The 23,032-nt window shown below is 39.9% G+C and carries 24 protein-coding genes, 1 other RNA gene and 1 pseudogene; 11 read left to right on the top strand and 15 right to left on the bottom strand.

All coding sequences use genetic code 11. The features are described 5' to 3' along the window. Nucleotides 1-49: 49 nt before the first annotated feature. Nucleotides 50-325, bottom strand: coding sequence for a hypothetical protein (locus FTT88_RS01555; RefSeq protein WP_078193510.1), 276 nt, complete (start codon nt 323-325; stop codon nt 50-52). A gap of 151 nt (nt 326-476) precedes the next feature. Beyond that, nucleotides 477-1,664, bottom strand: a complete 1,188-nt coding sequence (locus tag FTT88_RS01560) for a phosphoglycerate kinase (protein ID WP_180173662.1) — start codon at nt 1,662-1,664, stop codon at nt 477-479. A gap of 140 nt (nt 1,665-1,804) precedes the next feature. Here FTT88_RS01560 and FTT88_RS01565 point away from each other — a divergent pair, with 140 nt between their 5' ends. The 4 genes from FTT88_RS01565 (at nt 1,805) to FTT88_RS01580 (ending at nt 4,696) form a co-directional block, all read left to right on the top strand. After that, on the top strand, nt 1,805-2,188 hold the full coding sequence (locus FTT88_RS01565; RefSeq protein WP_180004637.1) for a DUF2237 family protein: 384 nt from the start codon (nt 1,805-1,807) through the stop codon (nt 2,186-2,188). Continuing rightward, nucleotides 2,188-2,781 (top strand): nucleoside triphosphate pyrophosphatase, encoded by a 594-nt coding sequence (locus FTT88_RS01570; RefSeq protein ID WP_180173663.1) that lies wholly within the window; start codon nt 2,188-2,190, stop codon nt 2,779-2,781. The genes FTT88_RS01565 and FTT88_RS01570 overlap by 1 nt, the downstream gene beginning before the upstream one ends. Before the next feature lie 106 nt (nt 2,782-2,887). After that, nucleotides 2,888-3,433, top strand: a complete 546-nt coding sequence (locus FTT88_RS01575; protein WP_168379856.1) for a hypothetical protein — start codon at nt 2,888-2,890, stop codon at nt 3,431-3,433. Between the two features lie 96 nt (nt 3,434-3,529). Next, nucleotides 3,530-4,696 carry a cupin domain-containing protein gene (locus tag FTT88_RS01580; protein WP_180004635.1) on the top strand — a complete coding sequence of 389 codons (1,167 nt, stop codon included), beginning with the start codon at nt 3,530-3,532 and terminating at the stop codon, nt 4,694-4,696. Nucleotides 4,697-4,891: 195 nt separating this feature from the next. Here the strand turns inward: FTT88_RS01580 and FTT88_RS01585 are convergent, their stop codons facing one another. From FTT88_RS01585 to FTT88_RS01610, 6 genes are all read right to left on the bottom strand, one after another. Then, the gene (locus FTT88_RS01585) at nt 4,892-5,323 is read right to left on the bottom strand and encodes a hypothetical protein (protein WP_180004634.1); all 432 of its coding nucleotides are present in this window, start codon (nt 5,321-5,323) and stop codon (nt 4,892-4,894) included. A 143-nt stretch (nt 5,324-5,466) separates the two neighbouring features. Then, the gene (locus FTT88_RS01590; RefSeq protein WP_306669632.1) at nt 5,467-7,305 is read right to left on the bottom strand and encodes an ATP-binding protein; all 1,839 of its coding nucleotides are present in this window, start codon (nt 7,303-7,305) and stop codon (nt 5,467-5,469) included. A 53-nt stretch (nt 7,306-7,358) separates the two neighbouring features. Next, nucleotides 7,359-8,042: a response regulator transcription factor gene (locus FTT88_RS01595; RefSeq protein WP_078188703.1), complete on the bottom strand. Its 684-nt coding sequence runs from the start codon at nt 8,040-8,042 to the stop codon at nt 7,359-7,361. 226 nt (nt 8,043-8,268) lie between these two features. Beyond that, the gene (locus tag FTT88_RS01600; RefSeq protein ID WP_180004632.1) at nt 8,269-9,048 is read right to left on the bottom strand and encodes a glutathione S-transferase N-terminal domain-containing protein; all 780 of its coding nucleotides are present in this window, start codon (nt 9,046-9,048) and stop codon (nt 8,269-8,271) included. Between the two features lie 143 nt (nt 9,049-9,191). Next, on the bottom strand, nt 9,192-9,704 hold the full coding sequence (gene rraA, locus FTT88_RS01605) for a ribonuclease E activity regulator RraA (protein WP_168377554.1): 513 nt from the start codon (nt 9,702-9,704) through the stop codon (nt 9,192-9,194). Between the two features lie 10 nt (nt 9,705-9,714). Further along, nucleotides 9,715-10,380 (bottom strand): NAD(P)H-binding protein, encoded by a 666-nt coding sequence (locus tag FTT88_RS01610; protein ID WP_180004631.1) that lies wholly within the window; start codon nt 10,378-10,380, stop codon nt 9,715-9,717. A 215-nt stretch (nt 10,381-10,595) separates the two neighbouring features. Here FTT88_RS01610 and rpsT point away from each other — a divergent pair, with 215 nt between their 5' ends. Further along, the gene (gene rpsT, locus FTT88_RS01615) at nt 10,596-10,862 is read left to right on the top strand and encodes a 30S ribosomal protein S20 (protein WP_078188707.1); all 267 of its coding nucleotides are present in this window, start codon (nt 10,596-10,598) and stop codon (nt 10,860-10,862) included. Nucleotides 10,863-10,966: 104 nt separating this feature from the next. On the opposite strand, the gene FTT88_RS01620 is transcribed toward rpsT, so the two are convergent. Further along, on the bottom strand, nt 10,967-13,561 hold the full coding sequence (locus FTT88_RS01620; RefSeq protein ID WP_180004666.1) for a M66 family metalloprotease: 2,595 nt from the start codon (nt 13,559-13,561) through the stop codon (nt 10,967-10,969). Nucleotides 13,562-14,005: 444 nt separating this feature from the next. Here FTT88_RS01620 and FTT88_RS01625 point away from each other — a divergent pair, with 444 nt between their 5' ends. Continuing rightward, nucleotides 14,006-14,449 carry a hypothetical protein gene (locus FTT88_RS01625; RefSeq protein ID WP_180004630.1) on the top strand — a complete coding sequence of 148 codons (444 nt, stop codon included), beginning with the start codon at nt 14,006-14,008 and terminating at the stop codon, nt 14,447-14,449. An 88-nt stretch (nt 14,450-14,537) separates the two neighbouring features. Here FTT88_RS01625 and FTT88_RS01630 read toward each other — a convergent pair whose 3' ends face one another. Then, the gene (locus FTT88_RS01630) at nt 14,538-15,281 is read right to left on the bottom strand and encodes a histidine phosphatase family protein (protein WP_078188709.1); all 744 of its coding nucleotides are present in this window, start codon (nt 15,279-15,281) and stop codon (nt 14,538-14,540) included. Nucleotides 15,282-15,350: 69 nt separating this feature from the next. Continuing rightward, the gene (locus FTT88_RS01635; protein WP_180004629.1) at nt 15,351-16,202 is read right to left on the bottom strand and encodes a 3'(2'),5'-bisphosphate nucleotidase CysQ; all 852 of its coding nucleotides are present in this window, start codon (nt 16,200-16,202) and stop codon (nt 15,351-15,353) included. Nucleotides 16,203-16,215: 13 nt separating this feature from the next. Between FTT88_RS01635 and FTT88_RS01640 the strand changes: the two genes are divergently transcribed. From FTT88_RS01640 to FTT88_RS01655, 4 genes are all read left to right on the top strand, one after another. Continuing rightward, the gene (locus FTT88_RS01640) at nt 16,216-16,917 is read left to right on the top strand and encodes an HAD-IA family hydrolase (RefSeq protein WP_180004628.1); all 702 of its coding nucleotides are present in this window, start codon (nt 16,216-16,218) and stop codon (nt 16,915-16,917) included. Then, entirely contained in the window at nt 16,910-17,350 is a 441-nt protein-coding gene (locus FTT88_RS01645) for an RNA-binding S4 domain-containing protein (RefSeq protein WP_168377604.1), read from the top strand. The genes FTT88_RS01640 and FTT88_RS01645 overlap by 8 nt, the downstream gene beginning before the upstream one ends. Nucleotides 17,351-17,495: 145 nt before the next feature. After that, nucleotides 17,496-18,539, top strand: a complete 1,044-nt coding sequence (recA, locus tag FTT88_RS01650; protein ID WP_078193524.1) for a recombinase RecA — start codon at nt 17,496-17,498, stop codon at nt 18,537-18,539. Between the two features lie 80 nt (nt 18,540-18,619). Further along, on the top strand, nt 18,620-19,264 hold the full coding sequence (locus tag FTT88_RS01655) for a regulatory protein RecX (RefSeq protein WP_180004627.1): 645 nt from the start codon (nt 18,620-18,622) through the stop codon (nt 19,262-19,264). A 108-nt stretch (nt 19,265-19,372) separates the two neighbouring features. Here FTT88_RS01655 and ffs read toward each other — a convergent pair. Beyond that, nucleotides 19,373-19,469: signal recognition particle sRNA small type (gene ffs, locus FTT88_RS01660), an RNA gene on the bottom strand. Between the two features lie 291 nt (nt 19,470-19,760). On the opposite strand from ffs, the pseudogene FTT88_RS01665 reads away from it, so the two are divergent. After that, a pseudogene (locus tag FTT88_RS01665) lies at nt 19,761-20,622 on the top strand (YbgF trimerization domain-containing protein). Between the two features lie 61 nt (nt 20,623-20,683). Here FTT88_RS01665 and lpxA read toward each other — a convergent pair. From lpxA to lpxD, 3 genes are read right to left on the bottom strand one after another with little or no spacing between them, the layout of a single operon-like run. After that, nucleotides 20,684-21,472 (bottom strand): acyl-ACP--UDP-N-acetylglucosamine O-acyltransferase, encoded by a 789-nt coding sequence (gene lpxA / locus FTT88_RS01670; protein WP_180003887.1) that lies wholly within the window; start codon nt 21,470-21,472, stop codon nt 20,684-20,686. Beyond that, the gene (gene fabZ / locus FTT88_RS01675; RefSeq protein WP_171263789.1) at nt 21,469-21,954 is read right to left on the bottom strand and encodes a 3-hydroxyacyl-ACP dehydratase FabZ; all 486 of its coding nucleotides are present in this window, start codon (nt 21,952-21,954) and stop codon (nt 21,469-21,471) included. The genes lpxA and fabZ overlap by 4 nt, the downstream gene beginning before the upstream one ends. Nucleotides 21,955-21,959: 5 nt before the next feature. Next, complete coding sequence (gene lpxD / locus FTT88_RS01680) at nt 21,960-23,030, bottom strand: UDP-3-O-(3-hydroxymyristoyl)glucosamine N-acyltransferase (protein ID WP_180003885.1); 1,071 nt, start codon at nt 23,028-23,030, stop codon at nt 21,960-21,962. Nucleotides 23,031-23,032: the final 2 nt, after the last annotated feature.

Genomic DNA, 23,032 nt, shown 5'->3' on the forward strand with positions numbered 1-23,032 from the left:
AAAAAAAATCCCTGCATTTGCAGGGACTTTTTAAATAAAGACAACAATCTTAGTGAGCTGCTGCTGCTGAAGCGGCTGTTTCAGCGTCAGCTGTTGCTTCGTCTGCAGGTGCATTTGCAATTTCAGCAGGAACATCTTGGTTCTTTTCATCCAATACTGGCTTATCAAGTTCATCAATGGCTTTTTGTTGTTCTGGCGTTGTTTGAGCATTGTCTACGGCAACAGCAGATGCTTCTGATTCCGTTGGTGCAGACTCTTTTTTAGCACAAGCTGTCAAAGTTAATGGAGCAATTAAAAGTACAGCAAGTGCAAGTTTTAAGTTCATCGTTGTTTCCTACTACTGCGAATTAGGTGTTGCGATGAATTTTATTGCAGAAATATTGCACTTTGATGACGGCAAAATGAATAGACCATAAAAAAAGGCTGACCGAAGCCAACCTTTTTTAATACTGTATTATCTTATTGATAATGCTTCATTAAGCACATTCGATAAGCGCTGCTACAGCAGGAAGAGTTTTACCTTCAACGAATTCAAGGAAGGCACCACCACCAGTCGAGATGTAACCAATTTTGTCTGCAACTTCATATTTATCAATTGCAGCAAGCGTGTCACCACCACCCGCGATCGAGAAGCCTTCAGATTCTGCAATCGCTAAAGACAATGCTTTTGTGCCTTCGCCGAATTGATCAACTTCAAACACACCTACTGGGCCATTCCATAGAATAGTTTTTGAAGTTTTCAAGATTTCTGCAAATGCTTTGGCAGTTTCAGGACCTACATCCAAAATCATGTCGTTATCTGTTACATCTTCAACTTTTTTCACAACAGCTTTAGCAGCAGCTAATGAACCGAGGAAGTCTGCAAAATCAATTTCAGCAGCATCAGCAACAACAACATCTGTTGGAAGTGGTACAGATACTTTTGCAGCAATGGCTTTTGCTGTGTCGATCAGGTCATTTTCACAAAGTGATTTACCAACATTAAAGCCCGCAGCAGCTAAGAATGTATTGGCAATACCACCACCCACGATCAATTGATCACAGATGTCAGATAGTGAAGTTAATACATCTAATTTAGTAGAAACTTTTGAGCCTGCAACAATCGCAACCATTGGTTTTGCAGGAGTTTTAAGTGCACGACCTAGCGCATCAAGCTCAGCAGCAAGTAAAGGACCTGCAGCAGCCACTTTTGCACAACGTGCTACGCCTTCAGTCGATGCTTCTGCACGGTGAGCCGTACCAAATGCATCCATAACGTAGACATCACAAAGTGCTGCATATTTAGCAGATAATTCAGGATTGTTTTTCTTTTCACCTACGTTGAAACGGCAGTTTTCAAGTAAAACCACTTGACCTGGCGCAACGTCAACACCATCCAAATAGTCAGTGATCAGTTGAACGTCTTGACCCAAAGCTTCTGTTAAATAAGCGGCTACAGGTGCTAGAGACTGTTCTGCTTTAGGCTCACCTTCAACAGGACGACCTAAGTGTGAATACACCATTACAGCAGCACCTTTTTCTACAGCTGCTTTAATTGTTGGCAACGCCGCACGTAACCGTGCATCGCTTGTAATCACGCCATTTTTAACTGGTACGTTAAGATCTTCACGGATCAGAACACGTTTACCCGCCAAATCTAGGTCAGTCATACGCTGAAAGTTCATGCATTACTCTCTTTTATTGATATCAAAACGCGACGATTTTAAATGATTATGCAGAAAAACGTTAGCTTCTTTTGCAGAAAAGCTATGTAGAGCCAAAGTTTTGTTATGATAGCGAAAAGCCTTATAAAGATTCAGCGCTTATGTCGATTCATCCAGACCCAAATATTAATCGTTTAAATGTTTTAGGCGAACCCTTGGCAAGCTGTTGTTTTGATCCGATTACCGGATATTTTAGAAATGGCTTTTGCCATACAGCAACAATAGACCTTGGTCAGCATACGATGTGTGCACAAATGACATCTGAATTTTTAAACTTTTCCCAAAAAGTTGGCAATGACCTAATCACACCCTTACCCGAAGTTGGTTTTCCAGGACTACAACCTGGTGACTTCTGGTGTATCTGTGTGACTCGCTGGGTGGAAGCGTATCAAGAAGGATTTGCCCCACCTATTAAAATACAAGCGTGTCACCAAGCGGCGCTGTCTTATGTACCGCTTGATGTACTTATGGAATATGCAGTGTAATGAGTACTCCCAAAATCATTTTGGCTTCGAGCAGCCAAACCCGTAAAGACCTGATGGACCGTTTACGGATTGATTATCACTCAATCGTACCAGATATAGACGAAACACCTCGCGGTGAGAACCACGCCGATGAGTTAGCGAAGCGACTGGCATTTGAAAAAGCTTCAGCGATTGCAAACCAACACCCAGACGCGATTGTGATTGGTTCTGACCAAGTCGCATGGCGCGAAGGCGCACCAGATATTTTTATCGGTAAACCGCTTTGCGATAAAAAAGCCATCAAGCAGCTTCAAGCCAATTCTGACAAAATCGTTTATTTCAGTACTGCACTCAGTGTCCAACAAAAATCGATAGGTTTTGAACAAACCCTTGTCGAGCACTATAAAGTGAAATTTCGCAAACTAAGCTTGCCTGAAATTGAACGTTATGTTCAGGTTGAACAACCGTTACACTGCGCTGGCAGTTTTAAATGTGAAAGTTTAGGGATTAGCTTATTTGAAGAAATGATCGGGCAAGACCAAACTACACTCATGGGTATGCCGATGATTAAACTCTGCAATATTTTGCGTGAGCTTAAGATCTTAGTCCCATAATTTTAAAATTATTATCTGTTACAGCATAATAAACACATCATTAGCTCTTTATGGGCTAATGATTAAAAAGTCACTTACTTATTTATTACAACCAAGAACTGAAAACATGAAAACGTTTAATTTAATTTCATCTAGCCTCATTAGCATTAGCCTTCTATTTTGTTCGACAAACGGTCATACCAATACAGTGAATCAAACTGTGACCAACTCTCAGCAATACAATAAAAACTTAGTCAATGAATGGGTTCAATATAAATTTATCTTTGCTGAATTAGAACAACAAGGCGCTGCAATGCAGGAGCAAATCATTCAACAGCTAGGGACTAAAACCAAAACCGGTGGTAGTAGCACGCCAGAACAACAAATCAATAAACTGGTTGCTCTAGGCAAACAAAAATTTGAAAGCATTCAACCACAAACAGTTGAAGTGAAAAAACTTCTAAAACTACAAACCGAAAATGTTGAAATGATGGCAAAAGTCATGCCGAATCATTTCAAATTAATGTCTGACAAAGAAAATACTAAAATTGACACCAATGCACATTTTGAGCAATTCATGAAATTTTCAGCGACTACGGCTGCTGCCAATAGCTATGATTTGGAAGTTGAAAAATTAGTCATGCAATATCTCAAAGACAATCCTTTAAAATAGTCTCAAGTTAATCGAAATAATTTAATGAAATAGAGCCTTGCTAAAAACTGGAATCTCAAGGGACAATATATCCATTGAAATTGTATGTATTTAGCTATGGCTCATTCTCTTGACATCCTCGGCGGTATCAGCGCTGAACAATTCCTTGCCGAATATTGGCAGAAAAAACCATTATTGGTTCGTAATGCACTCCCTGAAATTGCCCATATACTAGAACCCAAAGACATTCTTGAATTGGCTTTAGAAGATAACGTCACTGCACGTCTCATCAAACAAAAAGATCGTGATCCTAACCAATGGACAGTAAAATCTTCTCCACTACTTAAAGCTGATTTTCAAAAAATGCCGAAACTGTGGACTTTATTGGTTCAAGCTGTCGATCATTATTCTTTTGACCTAGCCGAGCTTTGGAAGCAGTTTTCATTTATTCCGCAATGGCGTCGTGATGACATCATGGTGTCGTATGCACAAAAAGGTGGCTCTGTCGGACAACATTTTGATTTTTACGATGTATTCCTCGTACAAGGCTATGGTCACCGCCGTTGGCAATTAGGTCAGATGTGTGATGCAGATACTTCATTTGTCGAAGGTCAACCGCTTCGCTTACTGCCAGAAATGGACGTTCATTTTGATGAAGTGCTTGCTCCCGGCGACTTACTTTATGTACCACCAGGCCTATCACACTATGGCGTAGCTGAAGATGAATGTCTGACGTATTCATTTGGCTTCCGCATGCCAAATGTCACTGAAATGATGGATCGAGTGACAGACAAATTCACAGACAATCCTCTACTTAAAAATCCATTAACTGACATTTTACGTGACCAAATCAGTGCGATTGGCCAAGTGACTGAAAATGAACTTGAGTATTTAAAAGAAAAGTTATTTGAACAATTGCAAAATTCAACCGTACTTGAAGATGCAATCATGAGCTTAATGTCAGAACCTAAATATCCTGACAATATTCCTGAAGCAGAAGAAATCGGCACTGGTGATTTAGAGGAAGCTCTAGATCAAGGCTATCAACTCATGTTAGAACCTGCTTCACGCTTACTTTACACAGAGCAAGATGGTGATATTTTGTTTTGGGCAAATGGTGAAGGAATCTGTATCTCAGACGAATTTGCATTGCATTTAAAAACCATTGCCGATGGTCAAAGTCTAGCGCTAGACGAATCTTTATATGATGCTGATATTTTAGAAGATATTGCCATGCTATTAAATGAATCTGTACTCATGCTCGTCCCAACAGAAGCTGAATAAAATCAATAAAAAAGGGAGCGTCACGCTCCCTTTTTATGCTACTGAATAGCATTATTTTCGCTTTCTACGATTTAAAAAATCTTCGACTTGATCGGCTTTTTTCTCCACGATGACGCGATAAACCCATACAATCAATAACACCAATCCAATAAACCAAAGATAGCGCATTACACCGTATTGACTGCCTTTGCTTTGTCAAATTTGTAATTCAATACTTTGAAACTCCACATTCCTCGACTCTAACAAACTCAGTTGACTGGTCATGCTATTTGGGTCGTTGGCAGCATTGACTGAAAAAGGTGCACCATCCATGACAAAAGTAAATTCTTGTCCTGCATCCAATGTCTCTAATCGTTCAACCTGATCAACACCTGCGTCCATTTGCATGAGATTGCTTGAGGTTTGTTGAATAGCAGCATTGTAGTTATCAATTTGAAATTTAACGGATACCTCGCCACTGGTCATTGCCCTACCTCTGACCAACAAGACTGCACGATATGGGTTTTGGCTCGATGTCGCCGTGTAATCCACTGCAAAATTTTTAGTGTTTAATGCATTTGTATGGCTTTGACTTTCTGTGAGTAATTGCTGAATTTCTTCGGTGCTTAACACTGATTGTTGGAACAAAATCTGCCCATACTCACCCGGTTTAGGCGCTTGATCCTGCGAACCACAAGCGGCGATAAAAGTGACACAGCAGAACAATGCAATGCGCTTTAGGTTATTTAATATCTAATTGATCATCATTTTTATTATTTCAACATATTATTTTATGCAGCTGATTTTAAATTAATTTCTGTTTGAATAATGGTACAGCCTTGCTGAGAATGAATTTTGAAATTTCCGCCTATACGCTCCACACGCATTTTCATACTTCTCATACCGATACTCATGCCATGATTAGAAACACTCTCAACATCAAAACCGATGCCATCGTCTTCAATGGTTAATAACAATGCGCCATTTTCGAACTGTGACAGCGTCACATTGACATGATTTGCTTGGCTATGTTTCACAATATTGGTCAGGCTTTCTTCAATCACTCGTATTAAAGTCAGACACTGAATTGCCGTTGGTTTGATCGCCCACTGCGAAGGAATACACCATTTGGCATTCATTTCCACTTCATCCATCAACTGACTAAAGCGATGTCGAACAGGTGCGATCCAGAGCAAAGGTGAATCTGGCACTTTACTGTCTAAAGATGATCCACTATCAATAATTTGCCTTAAATCATCGCGCAATAATTTCAACATCGACAAGAACTGTCTGTTTGGAATATTACTTTCACACTGATCAACCAAGATCATCGAGCGCACAATGGATGCGCCCAGACCATCATGCAGATCATGCGATAATTTAATCCGTTCCTGCAGGCGTACATTACTCAGTTCAAGCTGATGTTTATCATTCAAGCTACTACATAGTTCATCACTGACTTTCTGAACTTCAAATGCCAAATCATCATTATATTTTTCAATTTTCTGTATATTTCGATTGAGTCTCGCCCCCAAAATCACCACGATAAATAGGGTAATAATCGGTGAAGTAAAGGGAGATAACGGTGTAAAACCTTCTTTTGGAAAGAATACCAAGGCTGTGATGTCTGCAATAACAATCACAATGATCGCAGTCATACACATTGCTAATAAAGTGTAGTCTCTACGTTTTTCTTTAAAACTAATCCAGCAAAGATAAATGTAAGTGATAAAAAAGAGGATGCAATATAATAAGAAAATGAGGCTCGAAATTTCCGCATTTTGTTCAAATGGCCAAATACACACTACACCAATCAGAGATGCTGTCAGCATGGTAAATGACAGCTCAATGCGAGGAAATTTACGCCCAAGAAAGCGCAAAATATAGATGCTAAAACACTGAAAGTACAGCATTGAAAATATCAAATTGGCTTTGGTGGAAAAAATCGAATCTGGGTATGGAAAGGTTTCAGTAGTCAGAGCATTACTGAGAAATAAAATCCACAACACTGTTGAAAGCGCAAACCAGCCAAAACTGGTATCACGAGGACGCATCAACCAAATAATGAAGCAAATTAGACCCAAGACCCCGGAAAGAAAAATATTTAACTGTAAAATGGTTCGACGTGTCCATGTGGCTTCTTCGGCCTGCTCCAACGTTGCCATTACATTATTAAATTTAACTGGTCCTAATCCTGCATTTAGACTCGAGTAGCCATACACATAGATCAAAGTTTCATTATGATCATGTTTGATTCCACTTATCGGTAAAATCCAATAGCGCGCAACATTCCAACTTTTAGAAATCGGTTCTTGAAGATTTTTATTGGTCCACAGCAAGTCGCCATTCAGAAAGACTGAACCCGTATTAATGATATAATCAATATATAGTACGATGGGTTCTGCCAAACGGGCATTATTTTTACAGTACCAAGACCAGTCTAGTTTATACCAAGCACCACCTTGATAACCTTCCCAGTCTTTATCTTCTTTCCAACGATCAGGTAATTGTGTGGTTTTCCATCCCGTTCTGGGTAATTCTTGATTGGATGGTGTTTTCACCCGTGAAATGCTATTCACAGTTACATTACATTGATCATTTACAGGGAATACTTGCTCTGCATGACTCAAGCTCCCCCATACTAAACAGAGGATAAATAAGAAAAAATATCCTCCTTTACGCATTATAGAATACCCATAGATCTTGCTGTACTCACGGCTTTGGTTCGTTTCGTTACGGCTAATTTGCGATAAATATGTTTAATATGGCTTTCTACGGTATAGCGAGAAACAAAAAGCTGTTCAGCAATCTCACGGTTACTCAAACCTTGAGCAACCAAACATAAAATTTCTTTTTCACGACTGGTCAAGAGGTTCAGGTCTGCTTCATCGGCGACTGTTTGTTCTGGACTTGGCGCTTCGGCTTCGGATATTTGTTTAAGGATTTCTCGTGCAATAAATGGGTCAATCGGCGCCCCACCACGTAAAATACTCCGAATAGATAAAAGTACTTCAGCATCATCACGTTCTTTTAATACATAGCCCGTTGCACCTGCTTTAATTGCGGCAAATAAGCTTTCTTGTGTACTCCATGCAGAGACAACCAAGATCATGGTATTACTTTCGAGGGAACGTATTTTTTCAATAATTTCGATACCACTACCATCAGGCAAACCTAAGTCAACTAAGGCTAAGGATATCGGTTGGGTCTCTACGGCTTGAATAGATTCTTTAACATTTTTGGTGAAGATAAGCTCTTCACGCTTATAACCCAGCTCTGTCAAAATTTGACGTAAACGTAATTGAATAATTTCCTCATCTTCAACGACGAGCACCGGTACGGGTAGTATGACTTCTTGTGGTGACATGATTTACTTCCCCCGAAAAAATGAAATGTCTTTTACATTAATGAGTTTAATCCTTTTAGGATATCCCTATAATTAAGTAAATTTCTTATTTTTTAACAATTTATTCTAATTCAATTGATGCAGCTATGATGCATTTTTCTTCTAATTTTAAATCCATTTAACATTACAATACGTGTATAGCCATCAGTCTGACTATACACTGCACTTAGCTTAAACTTGAGTGAGATTAGCTCAAATATTGCTTCTTCAGATATTTTACAATTTTTTCAGATTCAAAAAGTTCTACACCAGTATTAGGATCTTTCAAATATGGCACTTGAATATTGTTCCCCATGATTTTTAACACTTGTTCACGCTTGCCACCTTTCAGGGGTACATATTTACCAGGTCTTAAGCGCATTACCGCTAATCCCTGATCTTGCCAACGTTCCTTAGCCACATTATGAAAGATATATGCCAATTCCATTTCAGACAATGCGCTACGTACGATACGTGTATATGGACTCGCTTCAAAACCCCATAGTTCTAAGAGTTGACTTGGAGCATCACGATGAATGACTTTACGGTGCACCCACACGCCTTGAGCCCCATTAATTAAGGTTCCAACATAGGCAACATACGGAATTTTAGGATAATTGGCATATTTCCTAGGAGTCTGACCTGTTTTGCCATAATGTTTAAATAGATGATGAATTATTTGCTGAGATTCGTACAAACGATCCCCAGTATTGTCATCCACCAAGAAAGGGAATTGCTGTTTTCCACCTAATTTCTGTACCTCTAAACGGTACTTTTTAGCCCCTTTGGGACATGGGTAAACCTCATAATCCAAATTAAGTGTGGTCAAAACTTCACGCACACGACGGCAATACGGAGAACCTTCAAATTCGTACAGTTTAAGGGCTTTATCAGGTTGTTTGGGATAAGGCGTCCCATTTGTACCTCGTCCGCCCTCTGCTACGCCTGAGAGCAACGCTTGCGCCACTTTTAATTGATGCAACAACATATATTCTTCCTTTCTTCTTTTATTTCGTATTTTTATACAACAGCCGAGAGTCCTCAGCTGAAGTTTGTATTTTTTCCAGATTTATATCGTCGTATATAAGTAAGCAATGCCAACTGATTCCATGACTAAAAACTCAAACCCACTTAAAGAACAACCAATTGCTCTTTTGAAACAACAATGCCGTTATTGTCAGCATAAATAAAATCACCAGACTGAATGTTTACACCACCAAAACTTAATGGAATATCTGTTTCACCCACGCCTTTGCGGTTACTTTTTTGTGGAATCGCAGCCAAAGCATGCACACCTAAATCAAGTTCGGCAATCGCATCAACATCACGCACGCAGCCGTAAATAATGACGCCATTCCAATGATTGTTAACTGCAGATTCAGCAATCATATCACCCATCAAGGCACAGCGCATCGACGCACCACCATCCACAACCAATACTTTACCCGTACCATCGGTTGCCAATAATTCTTTAACACGAGAGTTATCTTCAAAACATTTGACCGTCATCACCTGACCGCCAAAACTTTTTCGTGCACCATAACTTTGAAAGAATTTACCATCCAACGACGGGATCACCACTTGTAATTCTTTATCTGGATGATCATCAAGTAAATCACAGGTGACGAATGGAACTGTAGACACGGTATTTCCCTCATTTAATTGTTAGTATGCGTAAATTATCATAAATCTCGAACTTTTCAGTCTGAGTTTGTGCTGCATCGACCATAGTATGAGCCACTTGCTGTGCTGTCACTGGCTTAAATTTGAAACGGTCTGGTACAAAATGCGAAAAGCGCATATAAAGTTTCTGTGTCGCATCTTCTAAACGCCGAGATTCATGACGCTCGCCAAGTAACAGCGAAGGCTTTAATATCGAAAGTTGATTTAACTTTAAGGTTTTTAAATAATATTCCAATTCCCCTTTGACTCGATTATAAAAAAATGCGGAATTGGCGTCAGCGCCCATAGCACTAACTATGATCAAATGGGTTTCTGTATATTCTAATAATTCAGCAAAATGCGCATTGATGCTAAAATCGATCTGATAAAAATGATCTTTAGACCCTGCTTTTTTAATGGTCGAGCCTAAACAACTAAAGGCATGACTATAATCTCTCACATCATCCTGAGTCAGAGAAAGAAAGTCACTGATCACCATTTGTTGAACTTTTGCCAGTCCATTCAGTTCATGGTCACGCTGACGTACCACAGCCGTAATATTCTTACATCCTGTATTTTGACTGAGCTGACGAACCAATTCCCGCCCGACCAATCCTGTTGCCCCAATGACAATTGCATTCTCTATACTTTTAGTCATTTTTCATACAATCTCAATAACTTTAGACTAATCTAACGTTTTCTTTAAAATTTTTCTGCATCTAAAATGTTGTCAAAGCATGTCAAGACTTGACTTAAGCGCTTAGTTTAATCACAATATGGCACTTGTTTACGGGCTGGTGATAGTTCTTCTGATGTTGGTTTTCAGATGTAATTTCAGCCCGCCCAGACCAATCTATTTCAAGGAGTGCACGAGTGGCAAACTCTGCTCAAGCAAAAAAACGTGCTCGTCAAAACGTTAAAGCACGTCAACACAACGCAAGCTTACGTTCTATGGTTCGTACTTATCTTAAACGCACAGTAGCTGCTATTGCTGCTGGTGATTACGCTGTCGCTACAGAAGCTTACAAAAAAGCTGTTCCTGTAATCGACCGTATGGCTGATAAAGGCATCATCCATAAAAACAAAGCTGCTCGTCATAAGAGCCGTTTAAATGCACAAGTTAAAGCTTTAGCTAACTAATTTGTTGCGATGAAAAAAGCCCTTCTTAGGGCTTTTTTTGTGCCTATCGATTTTTAAAAGCAAAAAAATAAGGTCCTTATTGGACCTTATTTTCTATTTACAGATTATTTATTAATCAGTTTCATGTTCGTCGCTGATAAATATGTCCATAATAAGTTTTGGCTTGCTGTCAAATTTGTCCAACGTTGATTGCCACCATTGGTACAGCTATATCGAATTAAATCCGCACGGTTATTTTGCAAACGTCCCGTATTTAAATCCATACATTGACCACTTTGACGAATCGTTGTAGTCGCAGGGTCCATGGTCCAAATTTGGTTGGTTTGGTTTAACACGCAACGTTCTAGCGTCACTTTAGCTGAACCACCGTTGCCTGTTACGCATTGATCTGGATTTGACTTGCTGTGTATCCGACCAATCGCATCATATACCCACTGTTCCGATTCGTCCGCAGTACATCCGCTTGGACCACTAATATATAAGTTTAATTTTCCATCGGTTAATGTTTCTGCTTTCAAACAGTTATTACCATTTTTGATCAATGTTGCCTGATCAAACAAACCTTCCTGAGATACTGAAAGCTTTGTCATAAATGCTTCGAGTGCGCTTTGTGCCTCAGGAACTTGATTGGTTAGGTCTTGTGCATACACATTCATCCAACGATTTAGTCGGTATGCTGTGTTTTGTTGCGACTCATAACGGGTTAATTGCTGACGCGCCACACTATTCATCAATGACTTGTCATTTTTATAGGACTCATACAGCATTTTTTCAGTTGGATTTAGTGCAACAACAGCATTTGCAGCTTGCGCTTCCAAAGCACTTTCTAATTGAGGAAGTTCGATAGCACGCAATGCACTATAACCATGCTGACGTCCAATTTTGACAGCCGGCTTGATCGCTGTGCTGTAAACTGGAATATCAATATTTGCTAATAACTTGGCTTCTTCACCTGCTTTTTTACAGTATAAATTGACCTTCTGTGGTTGATCTGCCAAAGCTAAATTGACATGCAGTTTATTGGCATTACTACCTAATCGTGCAGGTGCTAAAGCAATATTGTTGACTTTATTCGTGTATTGCACATTCAACCAACATGCCGCTTGGTCTAAAGTGGTATTGGCAGCAGTTAAGTCATACACATTGCCCCAGTTTGAACGTGCAGCAGGATACAACAAACCAACTTGATTGACTGGATCATAGCCCCCTAAAATGGTAATAACAGGCTGACCAAAGACCCGTGGTCGTGGATAATTTTGATCTGCGTTATACCAAACCGGAGCCGTAGAATTTGGCATCTTCGGTTGAGCGACTTCCATTTCACGAGTGGTTTTGTTCCACTTTTTGTAGCCGGTAGGCGAAGTTTCATCCCAGACATAACGGTCAAAGTGTGGTTGAATTTTCAGGAATGTGCTGTAACCCGTATAGTGTGTGTAGCGTGATACATTACTATCAGGATACCCGCCGGACATGGCATCTTTTCCGTACGGAAACAAATTTTTAAAATTTGGGATACCATTCGCTCCATCCCACTTCCATGTCGCCGTCCATGATAGATTTCCGCGCATCATATTGCGATTGGCAATATAACCCCATCCACTGTCCGCATGATGTGCAGCCCAAAATAGATTGTCACCTACCTGACCAGGGTAATGTCCTAAACCATAGTGATGGCCAATTTCATGGCTAAATTCATTCCCTACAGAATCATAAAGCGTGAGCATGCCATTACCACCACTCAGTCCATGAGTATGCACACCATTGGCATAGTTCCCCTTCGTATGATGGACAACTACTGTTTGGGTTAATTGTGGCTGACTTTGGTTGGCCATAGATGCACTGGTAATACCCCAGTTAGCAAGGTTTATACCAACACTAAAGGTTGATTTACCGACATCCTCACGCATGTCTCCTGCATAAACACCACCATCTCCGGCACTTTTACTGTCATAAATAACACCTGAAGATACCATTGCACGTGTTAACTGAATATCATCATATTGTGCAACCGTCATTTCTGCTGCAGGAATGGTTTGGAAATAATCTGTGCCCGCTTTTTCAGGCTCTAGTAGCATATAGTGGCCGGTAGAATTTGGCTTATCTGCCAACATACCAACACGGATATTATTTAAAACCAATTCACCTGGTGCAGCAAAATCGATTTTATCCTCAGCCAATTCACCGCTGACTTTATTTGCGTCAATAAATTTTAATCTTAGACCGGGTTTAACTTCATCCCAATTGAGCTTCGTGGTCCACGCGCGTTTACTGTACCAAACATCTGGACGACCTCTTTGCCCACTCTGGTCTGAAACAGGCATTTGCGTCGGATCATCCAATGTCGCGGTACGAATTAAGCGGTTGTTTTGATAGATTTCTACTTTGAGTTGCTTGATGTTTTGCATATCAAGTGTTGGCATCACGATAAGCAGCGCTTCTTTTTCACTGGTTAACCGTGGCATTTTCTTGGATTCGTTCGCATTCGGATCGACGACATGACTTTGACCAAATTGAACTTGCGCTGAAAAGTTGCCGACTAAATCATTTCGTATTTCACGAACAGCATCATTTGCATCGTAGTCATAAAAGCCAATACTGGTATCATCGACTATGTCTTGGGTCGGTTCTGGATAACTTGAAGTTGATGCAGAACCACTTGAACTATCACCACCGCCTCCGCCGCCACAAGCAACTAACATCAATGACACAATACAAATTGATAACTTGTTATATGAAAAACCTATCACACTTTTCACTACCACTCCCCAATTAGCCACAATAAAATCCAATAAAGAGACTTATATAAAATATATAAATCAATAATTTATAAAAAAGTTAATGCTATTTTCTTTTATTTAATTATTCAATTGCCGTGTTTTGTCACTTTTTAACAATTCAAATAAAATCTAAATATTTAGTATTGTCTGAATCACGATTGGTGTGACAGGTACTTCACTTTTCAACTAAAATTAAGATGTAGGCCTTTAAATACAATCGTATATTCCCGACAAAAATTGTCAGGATATTTTTAGAAACTTTGTAAATAAAAATTTTTAGAAATGGTTTAATCCCATATATTTTTTATGGTATTTTAATTTTCATCCTAGGCAGCCATTGCTGTACAAATGAAAAGAGGGATAAAAATGTCGATTAACCAATTTTTGCCATCATTAGAAAAATTTGCAGAAGCAGAAAATCAATATATTGAATATTTTACATCGAAAGGTGAAAAAGACATTTTAGGTAAAGTCATTTCAAATATGAAATCAACCGCTGAGATTCAAGCCTCTCAAGGCGTAGACTCATGGTTAGCATATGGCGTGTATTTACCGGCTGTAGAACGCATCTTTGCGCTGCATCAAGGGGAAACGGAAGCTGCATTTTTTGAACGCACACAATATCCAGTTGAACTCGTACAAGCGTATAGCATTAAAGATCATGACATTGCCACATTGATTGCCGCAGACAAATACAGTCGAATCCACCAACAACATCTCCCTGTCAATACTAGCCGCTGGCCTTATAGTGACGACGGTTCAAGTATTGATTTAAATCAGTATCCTGCACGAATTAAAGCCAATATTTAATCTTTTATTTAATGAAATATTGAAGCAGATAAAAAAGGCATCCCGTACATGGATGCCTTTTTTAAATATTTTGTATGCGCAAAAATACTTAGAGTTGCTGCTCAGCCTGCTGAAATTCACGAATATTTAATTCATTTAGTTCTCCACGCCAAATCCATTTCAGTTTTGACTCAAGGAATACATCTCCTTCAAACCAAACAAATAAACCTTCCATCATTTTCGGCCAGTCTTCGCGTGTCACGATATTTTTACCTGAAATAATGGCAAGAATTGCAGCCAAAATCGTATCATGACTCACCGCTAGACTCAGACCATAATCATTGGTTGGATGAGTGTTGTAAATCAACTCCAAAACATCTACCACCCCATGAATGGGCTGTTTCATACCCGGCAAAGCATTATTCACAAAACTATTGATAAAGCCTAAAGCACCTTGCTTTTGAAAGTATGGTCCTGCTTTTTTAATATCGAGCACAAAACTTCCCGGCTCGACCAATAATCCTTGTTCAATGATCTCGATATGGTGGGTATTCGGTTCAATCGTGACATTATCTGCACCTTGAATCATCAATGCCGCCGTATCCACACAGCGCTGAATTGGACTCGAAATACAGTGCTGAATAACACGATCGGTATTTTCAACCAAATAGCTGCCCCACGCTTCGGCTAAATCACGTCCTTGATGGGTCAGTTGCAAGTCATAACCGGCCAAGCCTTGTCCTTGTACAACTTCACGAATGGAATGACGTGTAAACAATGTTACAGGCGTCTTTTCATCCGGCAATAAGTCTATTGCTTTCAGCATACTAGGAGGGAGCAAATCTAGGGCCATAATTGACAGTTCTTAAATGCAGGAGATTTAACGGAGTGTGCTGACACTATAGCATGAACCCGATTTAGCTCAAGTTTTGTCAGGCATGTTTGCCAAAGCATTTAAGGCCAATTCTTTCATTTCGGCATTTTTAAATGCAATAAATCCACCATTTAATAAAGTCGTGCGTTGGTTATATAGAAATGCGCGACCTTTAAAATCAACCAAACCACCACCAATACGCTCGATTAAACATTGTCCAGCGCTCGTATCCCATTCACAAGTCGGATGAAAACGCGGATAAATATCCACTCGATCTTCTAACATCATACAAAACTTATATGCACTACCAGCATGGTAGGCCTGAAAAGGAGTGAGTTTTTCTAAAGCGTCTAGATAGTCCGTATAAATCGGCTTATTTTTGGCACTTTGACTCAAGCCAACGTGTACGACACTCTCTGCAGAGGTTTGAACATATTCATACCATGTAGTGGACTGGCTATCATATTTCAGCGGCAGTCCCGCAAAGGGGCAAATATATACGCTATATTCCCCCGGGATCGCCAATATGGCAAAAGTGGTATTGGCCCCATCTACCAAACTCAGATTAATGGTAAATTCAGGTCTTTTATGTAAAAACTCTTTGGTACCATCCAAGGGATCAAGGAGCCAAAATTTTTGCCATTGCATACGTTCAGACTTGTCACCTTCTTCTGACAATACAGGCAAGTTAGAAACTTTGGATAATGCTTGAGTAATATAGCTATTTGCACGATAGTCAGCTTGCGTTACAGGTGAATCATCACTTTTACGTTCCACATCAAAATCCGCACCTGAGCAATAACGCTGATATTCTTCTCGCAAAATTTCGCAAGCTTGTGTCACAATGGGAACCAACTGCAAAATCAGTGGGTCTTGCGGTGCTGTTGTTGTTTTAAACATAGAATACCTTTATATGCCAAATTACTCAGAAAAGCCGACGATCATTTTTGATATGGACGGTACTTTACTCGATCTTGCCTATGATGATTTCATTTGGAATGAGCTGCTGCCAATTCGCTATGCTGAACAGCATCAGTGCTCACTCGAACAAAGCAAGCAAACGCTATTTAGTTTTTATCAACAGCATAATCATACCCTAAAATGGTACTCCTCTCGCTTTTGGACGTCACAAGTTGGCGTTGATGTTCTGGAAATGCAAATAGAACAAAAAGCCAAAGTGGCTAAACGTGAAGGTTGCATTGAGCTGCTTACCTATCTAAAAGAAAATGGCTATCCTATTTGGCTTGCGACCAATGCCGACTATGCTGGCTTACAATTCAAACTTGAAGAAACCGGTCTTCGTGATTTTTTCGATGTGATCGTCAGTTCAGAAACGCTCGGTCATGCCAAAGAGTTTATTGAGTTTTGGCAAATATTAGCAAGCAAACATTCCTTCGATGCAAAAAACTGTTATTTCATTGATGACACTGAAAAAGTGCTCAATGGTGCAAAACTTTTTGGGATCGAACAGCTCTATTCGATTCAGCAGCCTTCATCTGCCAAAGCGCCTCGCGAGACTTGCAATTACCCAATGCTGTCCGCATTAACAGATTTAATCCCTATTTTAGAAGCTCAAATGATTGAGCAAGCCGAGGAACAGAAAAAATATGCGTAAATCAAATCTAGCCGAAGATGCGGTTGGTATGCGTATAGACAAATGGTTGTGGGCTGCACGTTTTTTTAAAACCCGCTCTATTGCCAAAAATGCGATTGAAGGCGGTAAAGTTCATCATAATGGCGAACGCGTTAAAGTTTCTCGTGAAGTTCGTGTAGGCATGGAATTAACCATTGCACAAGGCCTTGAGAAAAAAACTGTGGTGGTGAAAGCACTGTCGGATGTTCGTGGGCCTGCCCCAACCGCTCAGCTGCTTTATGATGAAACTGAGGTCAGTATTGCAAAACGGGAATTGCTCGCATCACAAAGAAAATTGCATAATCTAGCTCGGCCAGATCATCGACCAAGTAAAAAAGATCGTCGAGATATTGGTAAATTTAAAAGAGAAAATGATCAACAGTTTGACCAGCAATGGTCTTATAATGATGATTAAGTTAAAGCGTCACAACATGTCGCACCTGTTGTGATTTTCATAGAACAAAAGGATGATTTCTGTCACTATACACTCGTGGAACAGATTTAAACTGAATACATCCACTTGAGTATATTGTTTCGTGACATCGTATTGAGGTTGTAAGATGGATGATAATAAAAGCAAGGCGTTAAATGCGGCCTTAAGCCAAATTGAAAAGCAGTTTGGTAAAAACACCGTTATGCGTCTTGGTGATAATACCGTACAGGCAGTTGAAGCTGTCTCTACAGGTTCTTTAACATTAGATATCGCACTAGGTATTGGTGGTTTGCCTAAAGGTCGTATCGTAGAAATCTACGGTCCTGAATCTTCTGGTAAAACGACTATGACATTACAAGCTATTGCACAATGTCAGAAAGCTGGCGGTACTTGTGCATTCATCGATGCTGAACATGCATTAGACCCTCAATACGCACGTAAACTTGGCGTAGATATTGATAACTTACTTGTTTCACAGCCAGACAATGGTGAACAAGCACTTGAAATTGCAGACATGCTGGTACGTTCAGGTGCCATTGACCTGATCGTTGTCGACTCTGTAGCTGCACTGACCCCTCGCGCCGAAATTGAAGGCGAAATGGGTGACTCACACATGGGCTTACAAGCTCGCCTGATGAGCCAAGCACTGCGTAAAATTACCGGTAATGCGAAACGTTCGAACTGTATGGTGATCTTCATTAACCAAATCCGTATGAAGATTGGTGTAATGTTTGGTAGCCCAGAAACCACAACTGGTGGTAATGCACTTAAATTCTATGCATCTGTACGTTTAGATATCCGCCGTATTGGTCAAGTGAAAGAAGGCGACGAAATCATTGGTTCAGAAACCAAAGTGAAAGTTGTGAAAAACAAAATGGCTCCTCCATTCCGTGAAGCGATTTTCCAAATTCTTTATGGTAAAGGCGTGAACCATTTAGGTGAGCTTGTTGACCTCGCAGTACAACAAGAAATTGTTCAAAAAGCAGGTGCTTGGTATTCATACCAAGGTGACAAGATTGGGCAAGGTAAAAACAATACCATTCGCCACTTAGAAGAACACCCTGAACTTGTGCAAACTATCGAAAAACTGATTCGTGAACAACTTCTGACTACGGGTACAGCACCTGTAGAAGACAAAGACGAAGAAGAACCAGACTTTTTAGATGCTTAATTACAGCATACTTTAATAGTAGACGAAACGCCCTACGGGGCGTTTTGTTTTGCACTCAAAATTTGTATTAAAATGACCCCATGACTAAAGACCATTTTCCACTCTTGCTCGACTACGAAGCACTAAAACAACAGTTCGCAGAAGCTGAAGAACCTACCTGCGCAAATCATACTGCACAAACTGACATTTCACATGACAATACTTCGGTGACCGATCACTCTGCGTTGCATTTTGATGCCAATGGTAAAGATGTTCATGCTGAAAAAAAACCAGGACTGCGCGGCTCTCGTTTACGCTCCTACGCCTTTGCAGTACTCACACGTAAAGAATACTCAAAAGCGGATTTAATCGAGAAATTAGCACTGTATGCGGATAGTCGTGAAGAAGTCATACACTTGGTGGAAGAACTCGCACGTGAGAACTATCAAAGCGATCAGCGTGTAGCAGAAATGCTGTTGTCGAGTCAAAAGCGTAAAGGTAAAGGTCCCAACCGTATAAAGCTCGCTTTAAAAAATAAAAAAGTAGACAGTGAATTAATTCAGGATGAATTAAAAGAAACAGATTGGGTCGCCGAAGCCTACCAGCTCAAGATCAAAAAATTTGGCAAAGCTGTTGAACGTGATCCAAAACAAAAAGCCAAACAAATACGTTTTTTACAATATCGAGGATTCGATCTCGATACGATTTTTAAAGTGATTGCACGTAAAGAATTTGATGCCGAATAACAAAGATATAGATCTAAATAAAGAATTAATAAAACTAAAATAAAGAAGAATCTAGGATTAAAAAAAATGAGAGGACGTTTAATTTATTATGATTGAAACTGGTGGCAACCCTACCAGCAAGACTTCGGCACATCATATTTCTACTACCGTTGCTACCTTCCGGTCCTGGCGGGGTTTGTAGAGTACAATTGCGAAGTAACCGGCAGGGCTACCATTGCAAGAACAGAGTATAGAGATTTTTGATAAACATGCAAGACTAAAACCAAGAATTCCTGAGTAGAAAACACTGTTTGATTATTTATAAATCAATATGATGGTCGATGATGTAGAAAACGTGAAACATCATCACTATATTTTTACTTTAATACACAACAAGATTGTAAAAGCTTATTGCAATTCAGAACTTTGGCGTTTTTAATGTGCTTATCGTTTTATCTAAAGCAGTCTGTAATAAAACTATTCAATACGGACATGCTTGCAACTACATGGAATTTTTATGATGTTTAAACAGCATGTATTGTGTGCCCTTACATTGACTTGCTCAGGTACGCTATTTGCCAATATTCCAATTGAATCTCGCGGTTTGAGTGGCGCAGATAATGGCACTGTGTATACAGCAAATAATACAGCCATTCAAACAGGTGCTGGCTCTACCCCTACGCCAACAAATTTAAATTGGCAGCTCATGCAGAAGAACCAACAGCTCGAAAATGAATTGCGTAGCTTACGCGGTAAAATGGAAGAGCAAGACAATATTATCGAACAATTAAAAAGTGAACTTACAAACCGCTATGCAGATTTAGATCAACGTTTAGAGCTACTCCAACAAAAAGTAGATCCGAGTGAAGACACAGAAGCTGCGGAGGATAACCAACAAGGTACTGCACCCAGCAGCAGCTAATACAACCCCTACACCAGCTAAACAACCTACGACCCAAGCAACATTAAGCTCATCTGCAAAACAACCTGTAAATGCAGGTGGTGACTCACTTGAGCTTGAGAAAGCAGCTTATACCGTTGCTTTAGATGCATATAAACAAGGTGGTGCGAAAAAAGCCATTGCACCAATGAAAAACTTTATTAAGAATAATCCTAATAGCGTCTACATCAGCAATGCATATTTTTGGTTAGCTGAGTTCAACCTTGCTGTTGAACCGACCAACTACGCAGAAGCGAAAAAGAACTATAGTATCGTGGTAAATCAATACCCTGAGTCGACCCGCGCGCCTAGAGCGTTATATCAACTGTATAGCATTGCAAAAGACGTAGATCGAAACAGCAGTTTAGCAACGCAGCTCAAAACCAAGCTTACCCAAAAGTATCCAAAATCTGAAGAAGCAGGCTTTGTTAAAAAATAGGACTTTTTTTTAACGCAAAAAAAAAGACACCTTATAAGGTGTCTTTTTTTATTCGCAGCATTTAGCGTACGATACCGCGCTTAGACTGCTCAAGTGAGTCGATCAACAATTGCGCTTCTGCCACTTCAGGCAAAATTTCAGTACGAATACGTTCAATCGCTTCATTCGTCGTTAATCCATCTTTATAGATCAATTTAAAGGATTCACGTAAACCTTGAATCACATTTTTAGACCAACCTTTACGACGCATTCCTTCAATGTTCATGGCAAAAGCATGGGCTGGATTACCAGATACCATGACATAAGCAGGTACATCTTTCAAAATAAGAGATGCACCACCAATCATACTGTAAGAATCGATTTTACAGAATTGATGAATACCAGAGTTACCACCTACGATGACATAATCACCGATGTGGACATGGCCTGCAACGCCGACGTTATTAGCAAAGATATTGTGATCACCTACCACACAGTCATGTGCAATATGTGTATTGACCATCAATAAATTATGACTTCCAACTTTAGTTAGACCCTGATCTTGAACAGTACCACGGTGTAAACTACAGTGTTCACGAATCGAGTTATGATCCCCGATTTCTAACCACGTTTCTTCACCAGCATATTTCAAGTCTTGGCAAACTTCACCAACACTGGCAAATTGAAAAATTTCGTTATGTTGACCAATACGGGTATAACCACCCACCACAACATGTGAATGCAGTTTAGTACCCGCTCCAATTGTGACATGAGGACCAATAATACAATATGGTCCAATTTGCACATCCGGAGCAATTACTGCTGATGAGTCAATAATGGCGGTAGGATGAATTAATTCGTTATTGCTCATGCTGTCTCTGTTTTCTGATGCGAAACCATAATTTCCGCGGTTGCTGCGACTACGCCATCTACAGTGGCAACACAATTATATTTGTAAATGCCACGCTTTTGCATCACTAATTCTGATTTTAATACAAGTTGATCGCCTGCAACGACTTGTTTTTTAAATCGGACCTTTTCTGCACCAGCAAATAAGAACAACGAACCCGCTGAAGGTTTCTCATTATTCATGATGAAACCTAAGATACCCGACACTTGCGCCAATGCTTCAACAATCAGCACACCCGGCATAATTGGGTATTCAGGGAAATGACCCTGTAAAAATTCTTCGTTAATCGTTACATTTTTATAGCCTACAATCCCGTTGTCAGTCACTTCAACAACACGATCAACCAATAAAAACGGATAACGATGTGGCAAATATTCACGAATAGTCTGAATAGTCATTGGTAATTCAGGTTTTGTGAAAGCTGGGGTATTCGACTCTGTCATCATAATTATTTACGCAATTTAAATGTTGATTCAAGGGACTCAATTTGAGACTGCATATGATCAAGTCGTTTGACCAATTGGGTCAATGGCACATCTGCTAATTGTTTAAAGCGGATTGCTGCCTTTTTCCAAGAACCACTTTCAAGCATTGGCGTACCTGAAGAATAACTCCCAGCAACGGAAATACTTTTTGTGACCATTGACATACCAGTAATTGTCACATTATCTGCAATATTAATGTGACCTACGATACCAACAGCCCCTGCTAGCACACAATTTTTGCCAATAGTTGTACTACCTGCAATGCCACATTTCGCAGCCATTGCTGTATTTGCACCAACTTTGACGTTATGCGCGATTTGCACAAGGTTATCAATAATGACACCATCTTCCAAAATTGTGTCATCTAAAGCACCACGGTCGATACTACAATTTGAGCCAATACGCACATCATTCCCGATGCGTACAGAACCTAATTGAGCAATACGATGCCATTTCCCTTGATAAGGCGCAAAACCAAACCCTTCACCACCGATCACCGTATTTGCATGGATACGTACATGATCACCTAACTTAGCTTCACCAGTAATCGTCACATGCGAATCGATAAAACAATCTTTACCAATTTCAACACCATGATCAATCTTCACTTGTGATTCAATGCGAGTTCCTTCACCCACCACGCTATTCGCACCAATCACCACATAATGCCCAATATAAGCAGTATCAGAAATGATTGCTGAAGGATGAATTTGGGCAGTACTTTCAATTCCTGTTTCTACAGATTTTTTTTCAAAAACATGCGTCAGAATAGCGAAAGCCAGATACGGATTGGGTACAACAATGAAGTTTTGCTGTGAAGGGATTTGTGACTGCATCTCTGCAGTCACAATCAGCGCACCAGCCTGAGACTGTTGAGCTTCATTCAGATACTTATCTGCGTTTAAAAATGCAAGCTGATGCGGTTGAGCACTCTCTAAACTTGCCATTCCACTGAATAGCAAATCTAGCTGGCCAATACATTGACCTTGAACAAGTTGAGCAAGCTTTTCTAAACTGAATTTTTGAGAATTCATTG

The organism is Acinetobacter sp. YH01024, from assembly GCF_013420195.1.
Classification (GTDB): domain Bacteria; phylum Pseudomonadota; class Gammaproteobacteria; order Pseudomonadales; family Moraxellaceae; genus Acinetobacter; species Acinetobacter amyesii.

What these genes read in the sequence shown, in the direction of transcription:
- fabZ (WP_171263789.1), bottom strand. Translation starts at nt 21,954, where the DNA reads ATGACAGAGTCGAATACCCCAGCTTTCACAAAACCTGAATTACCAATG.
- FTT88_RS01570 (WP_180173663.1), top strand. Translation starts at nt 2,188, where the DNA reads ATGAGTACTCCCAAAATCATTTTGGCTTCGAGCAGCCAAACCCGTAAA.
- FTT88_RS01630 (WP_078188709.1), bottom strand. Translation starts at nt 15,281, where the DNA reads ATGGCCCTAGATTTGCTCCCTCCTAGTATGCTGAAAGCAATAGACTTA.
- FTT88_RS01635 (WP_180004629.1), bottom strand. Translation starts at nt 16,202, where the DNA reads ATGTTTAAAACAACAACAGCACCGCAAGACCCACTGATTTTGCAGTTG.
- FTT88_RS01595 (WP_078188703.1), bottom strand. Translation starts at nt 8,042, where the DNA reads ATGTCACCACAAGAAGTCATACTACCCGTACCGGTGCTCGTCGTTGAA.
- lpxD (WP_180003885.1), bottom strand. Translation starts at nt 23,030, where the DNA reads ATGAATTCTCAAAAATTCAGTTTAGAAAAGCTTGCTCAACTTGTTCAA.
- FTT88_RS01645 (WP_168377604.1), top strand. Translation starts at nt 16,910, where the DNA reads ATGCGTAAATCAAATCTAGCCGAAGATGCGGTTGGTATGCGTATAGAC.
- FTT88_RS01655 (WP_180004627.1), top strand. Translation starts at nt 18,620, where the DNA reads ATGACTAAAGACCATTTTCCACTCTTGCTCGACTACGAAGCACTAAAA.
- FTT88_RS01610 (WP_180004631.1), bottom strand. Translation starts at nt 10,380, where the DNA reads ATGACTAAAAGTATAGAGAATGCAATTGTCATTGGGGCAACAGGATTG.
- FTT88_RS01625 (WP_180004630.1), top strand. Translation starts at nt 14,006, where the DNA reads ATGTCGATTAACCAATTTTTGCCATCATTAGAAAAATTTGCAGAAGCA.
- FTT88_RS01575 (WP_168379856.1), top strand. Translation starts at nt 2,888, where the DNA reads ATGAAAACGTTTAATTTAATTTCATCTAGCCTCATTAGCATTAGCCTT.
- FTT88_RS01565 (WP_180004637.1), top strand. Translation starts at nt 1,805, where the DNA reads ATGTCGATTCATCCAGACCCAAATATTAATCGTTTAAATGTTTTAGGC.
- FTT88_RS01580 (WP_180004635.1), top strand. Translation starts at nt 3,530, where the DNA reads ATGGCTCATTCTCTTGACATCCTCGGCGGTATCAGCGCTGAACAATTC.
- FTT88_RS01620 (WP_180004666.1), bottom strand. Translation starts at nt 13,561, where the DNA reads ATGTTAGTTGCTTGTGGCGGCGGAGGCGGTGGTGATAGTTCAAGTGGT.
- FTT88_RS01555 (WP_078193510.1), bottom strand. Translation starts at nt 325, where the DNA reads ATGAACTTAAAACTTGCACTTGCTGTACTTTTAATTGCTCCATTAACT.
- FTT88_RS01600 (WP_180004632.1), bottom strand. Translation starts at nt 9,048, where the DNA reads ATGTTGTTGCATCAATTAAAAGTGGCGCAAGCGTTGCTCTCAGGCGTA.
- lpxA (WP_180003887.1), bottom strand. Translation starts at nt 21,472, where the DNA reads ATGAGCAATAACGAATTAATTCATCCTACCGCCATTATTGACTCATCA.
- recA (WP_078193524.1), top strand. Translation starts at nt 17,496, where the DNA reads ATGGATGATAATAAAAGCAAGGCGTTAAATGCGGCCTTAAGCCAAATT.
- FTT88_RS01560 (WP_180173662.1), bottom strand. Translation starts at nt 1,664, where the DNA reads ATGAACTTTCAGCGTATGACTGACCTAGATTTGGCGGGTAAACGTGTT.
- FTT88_RS01640 (WP_180004628.1), top strand. Translation starts at nt 16,216, where the DNA reads ATGCCAAATTACTCAGAAAAGCCGACGATCATTTTTGATATGGACGGT.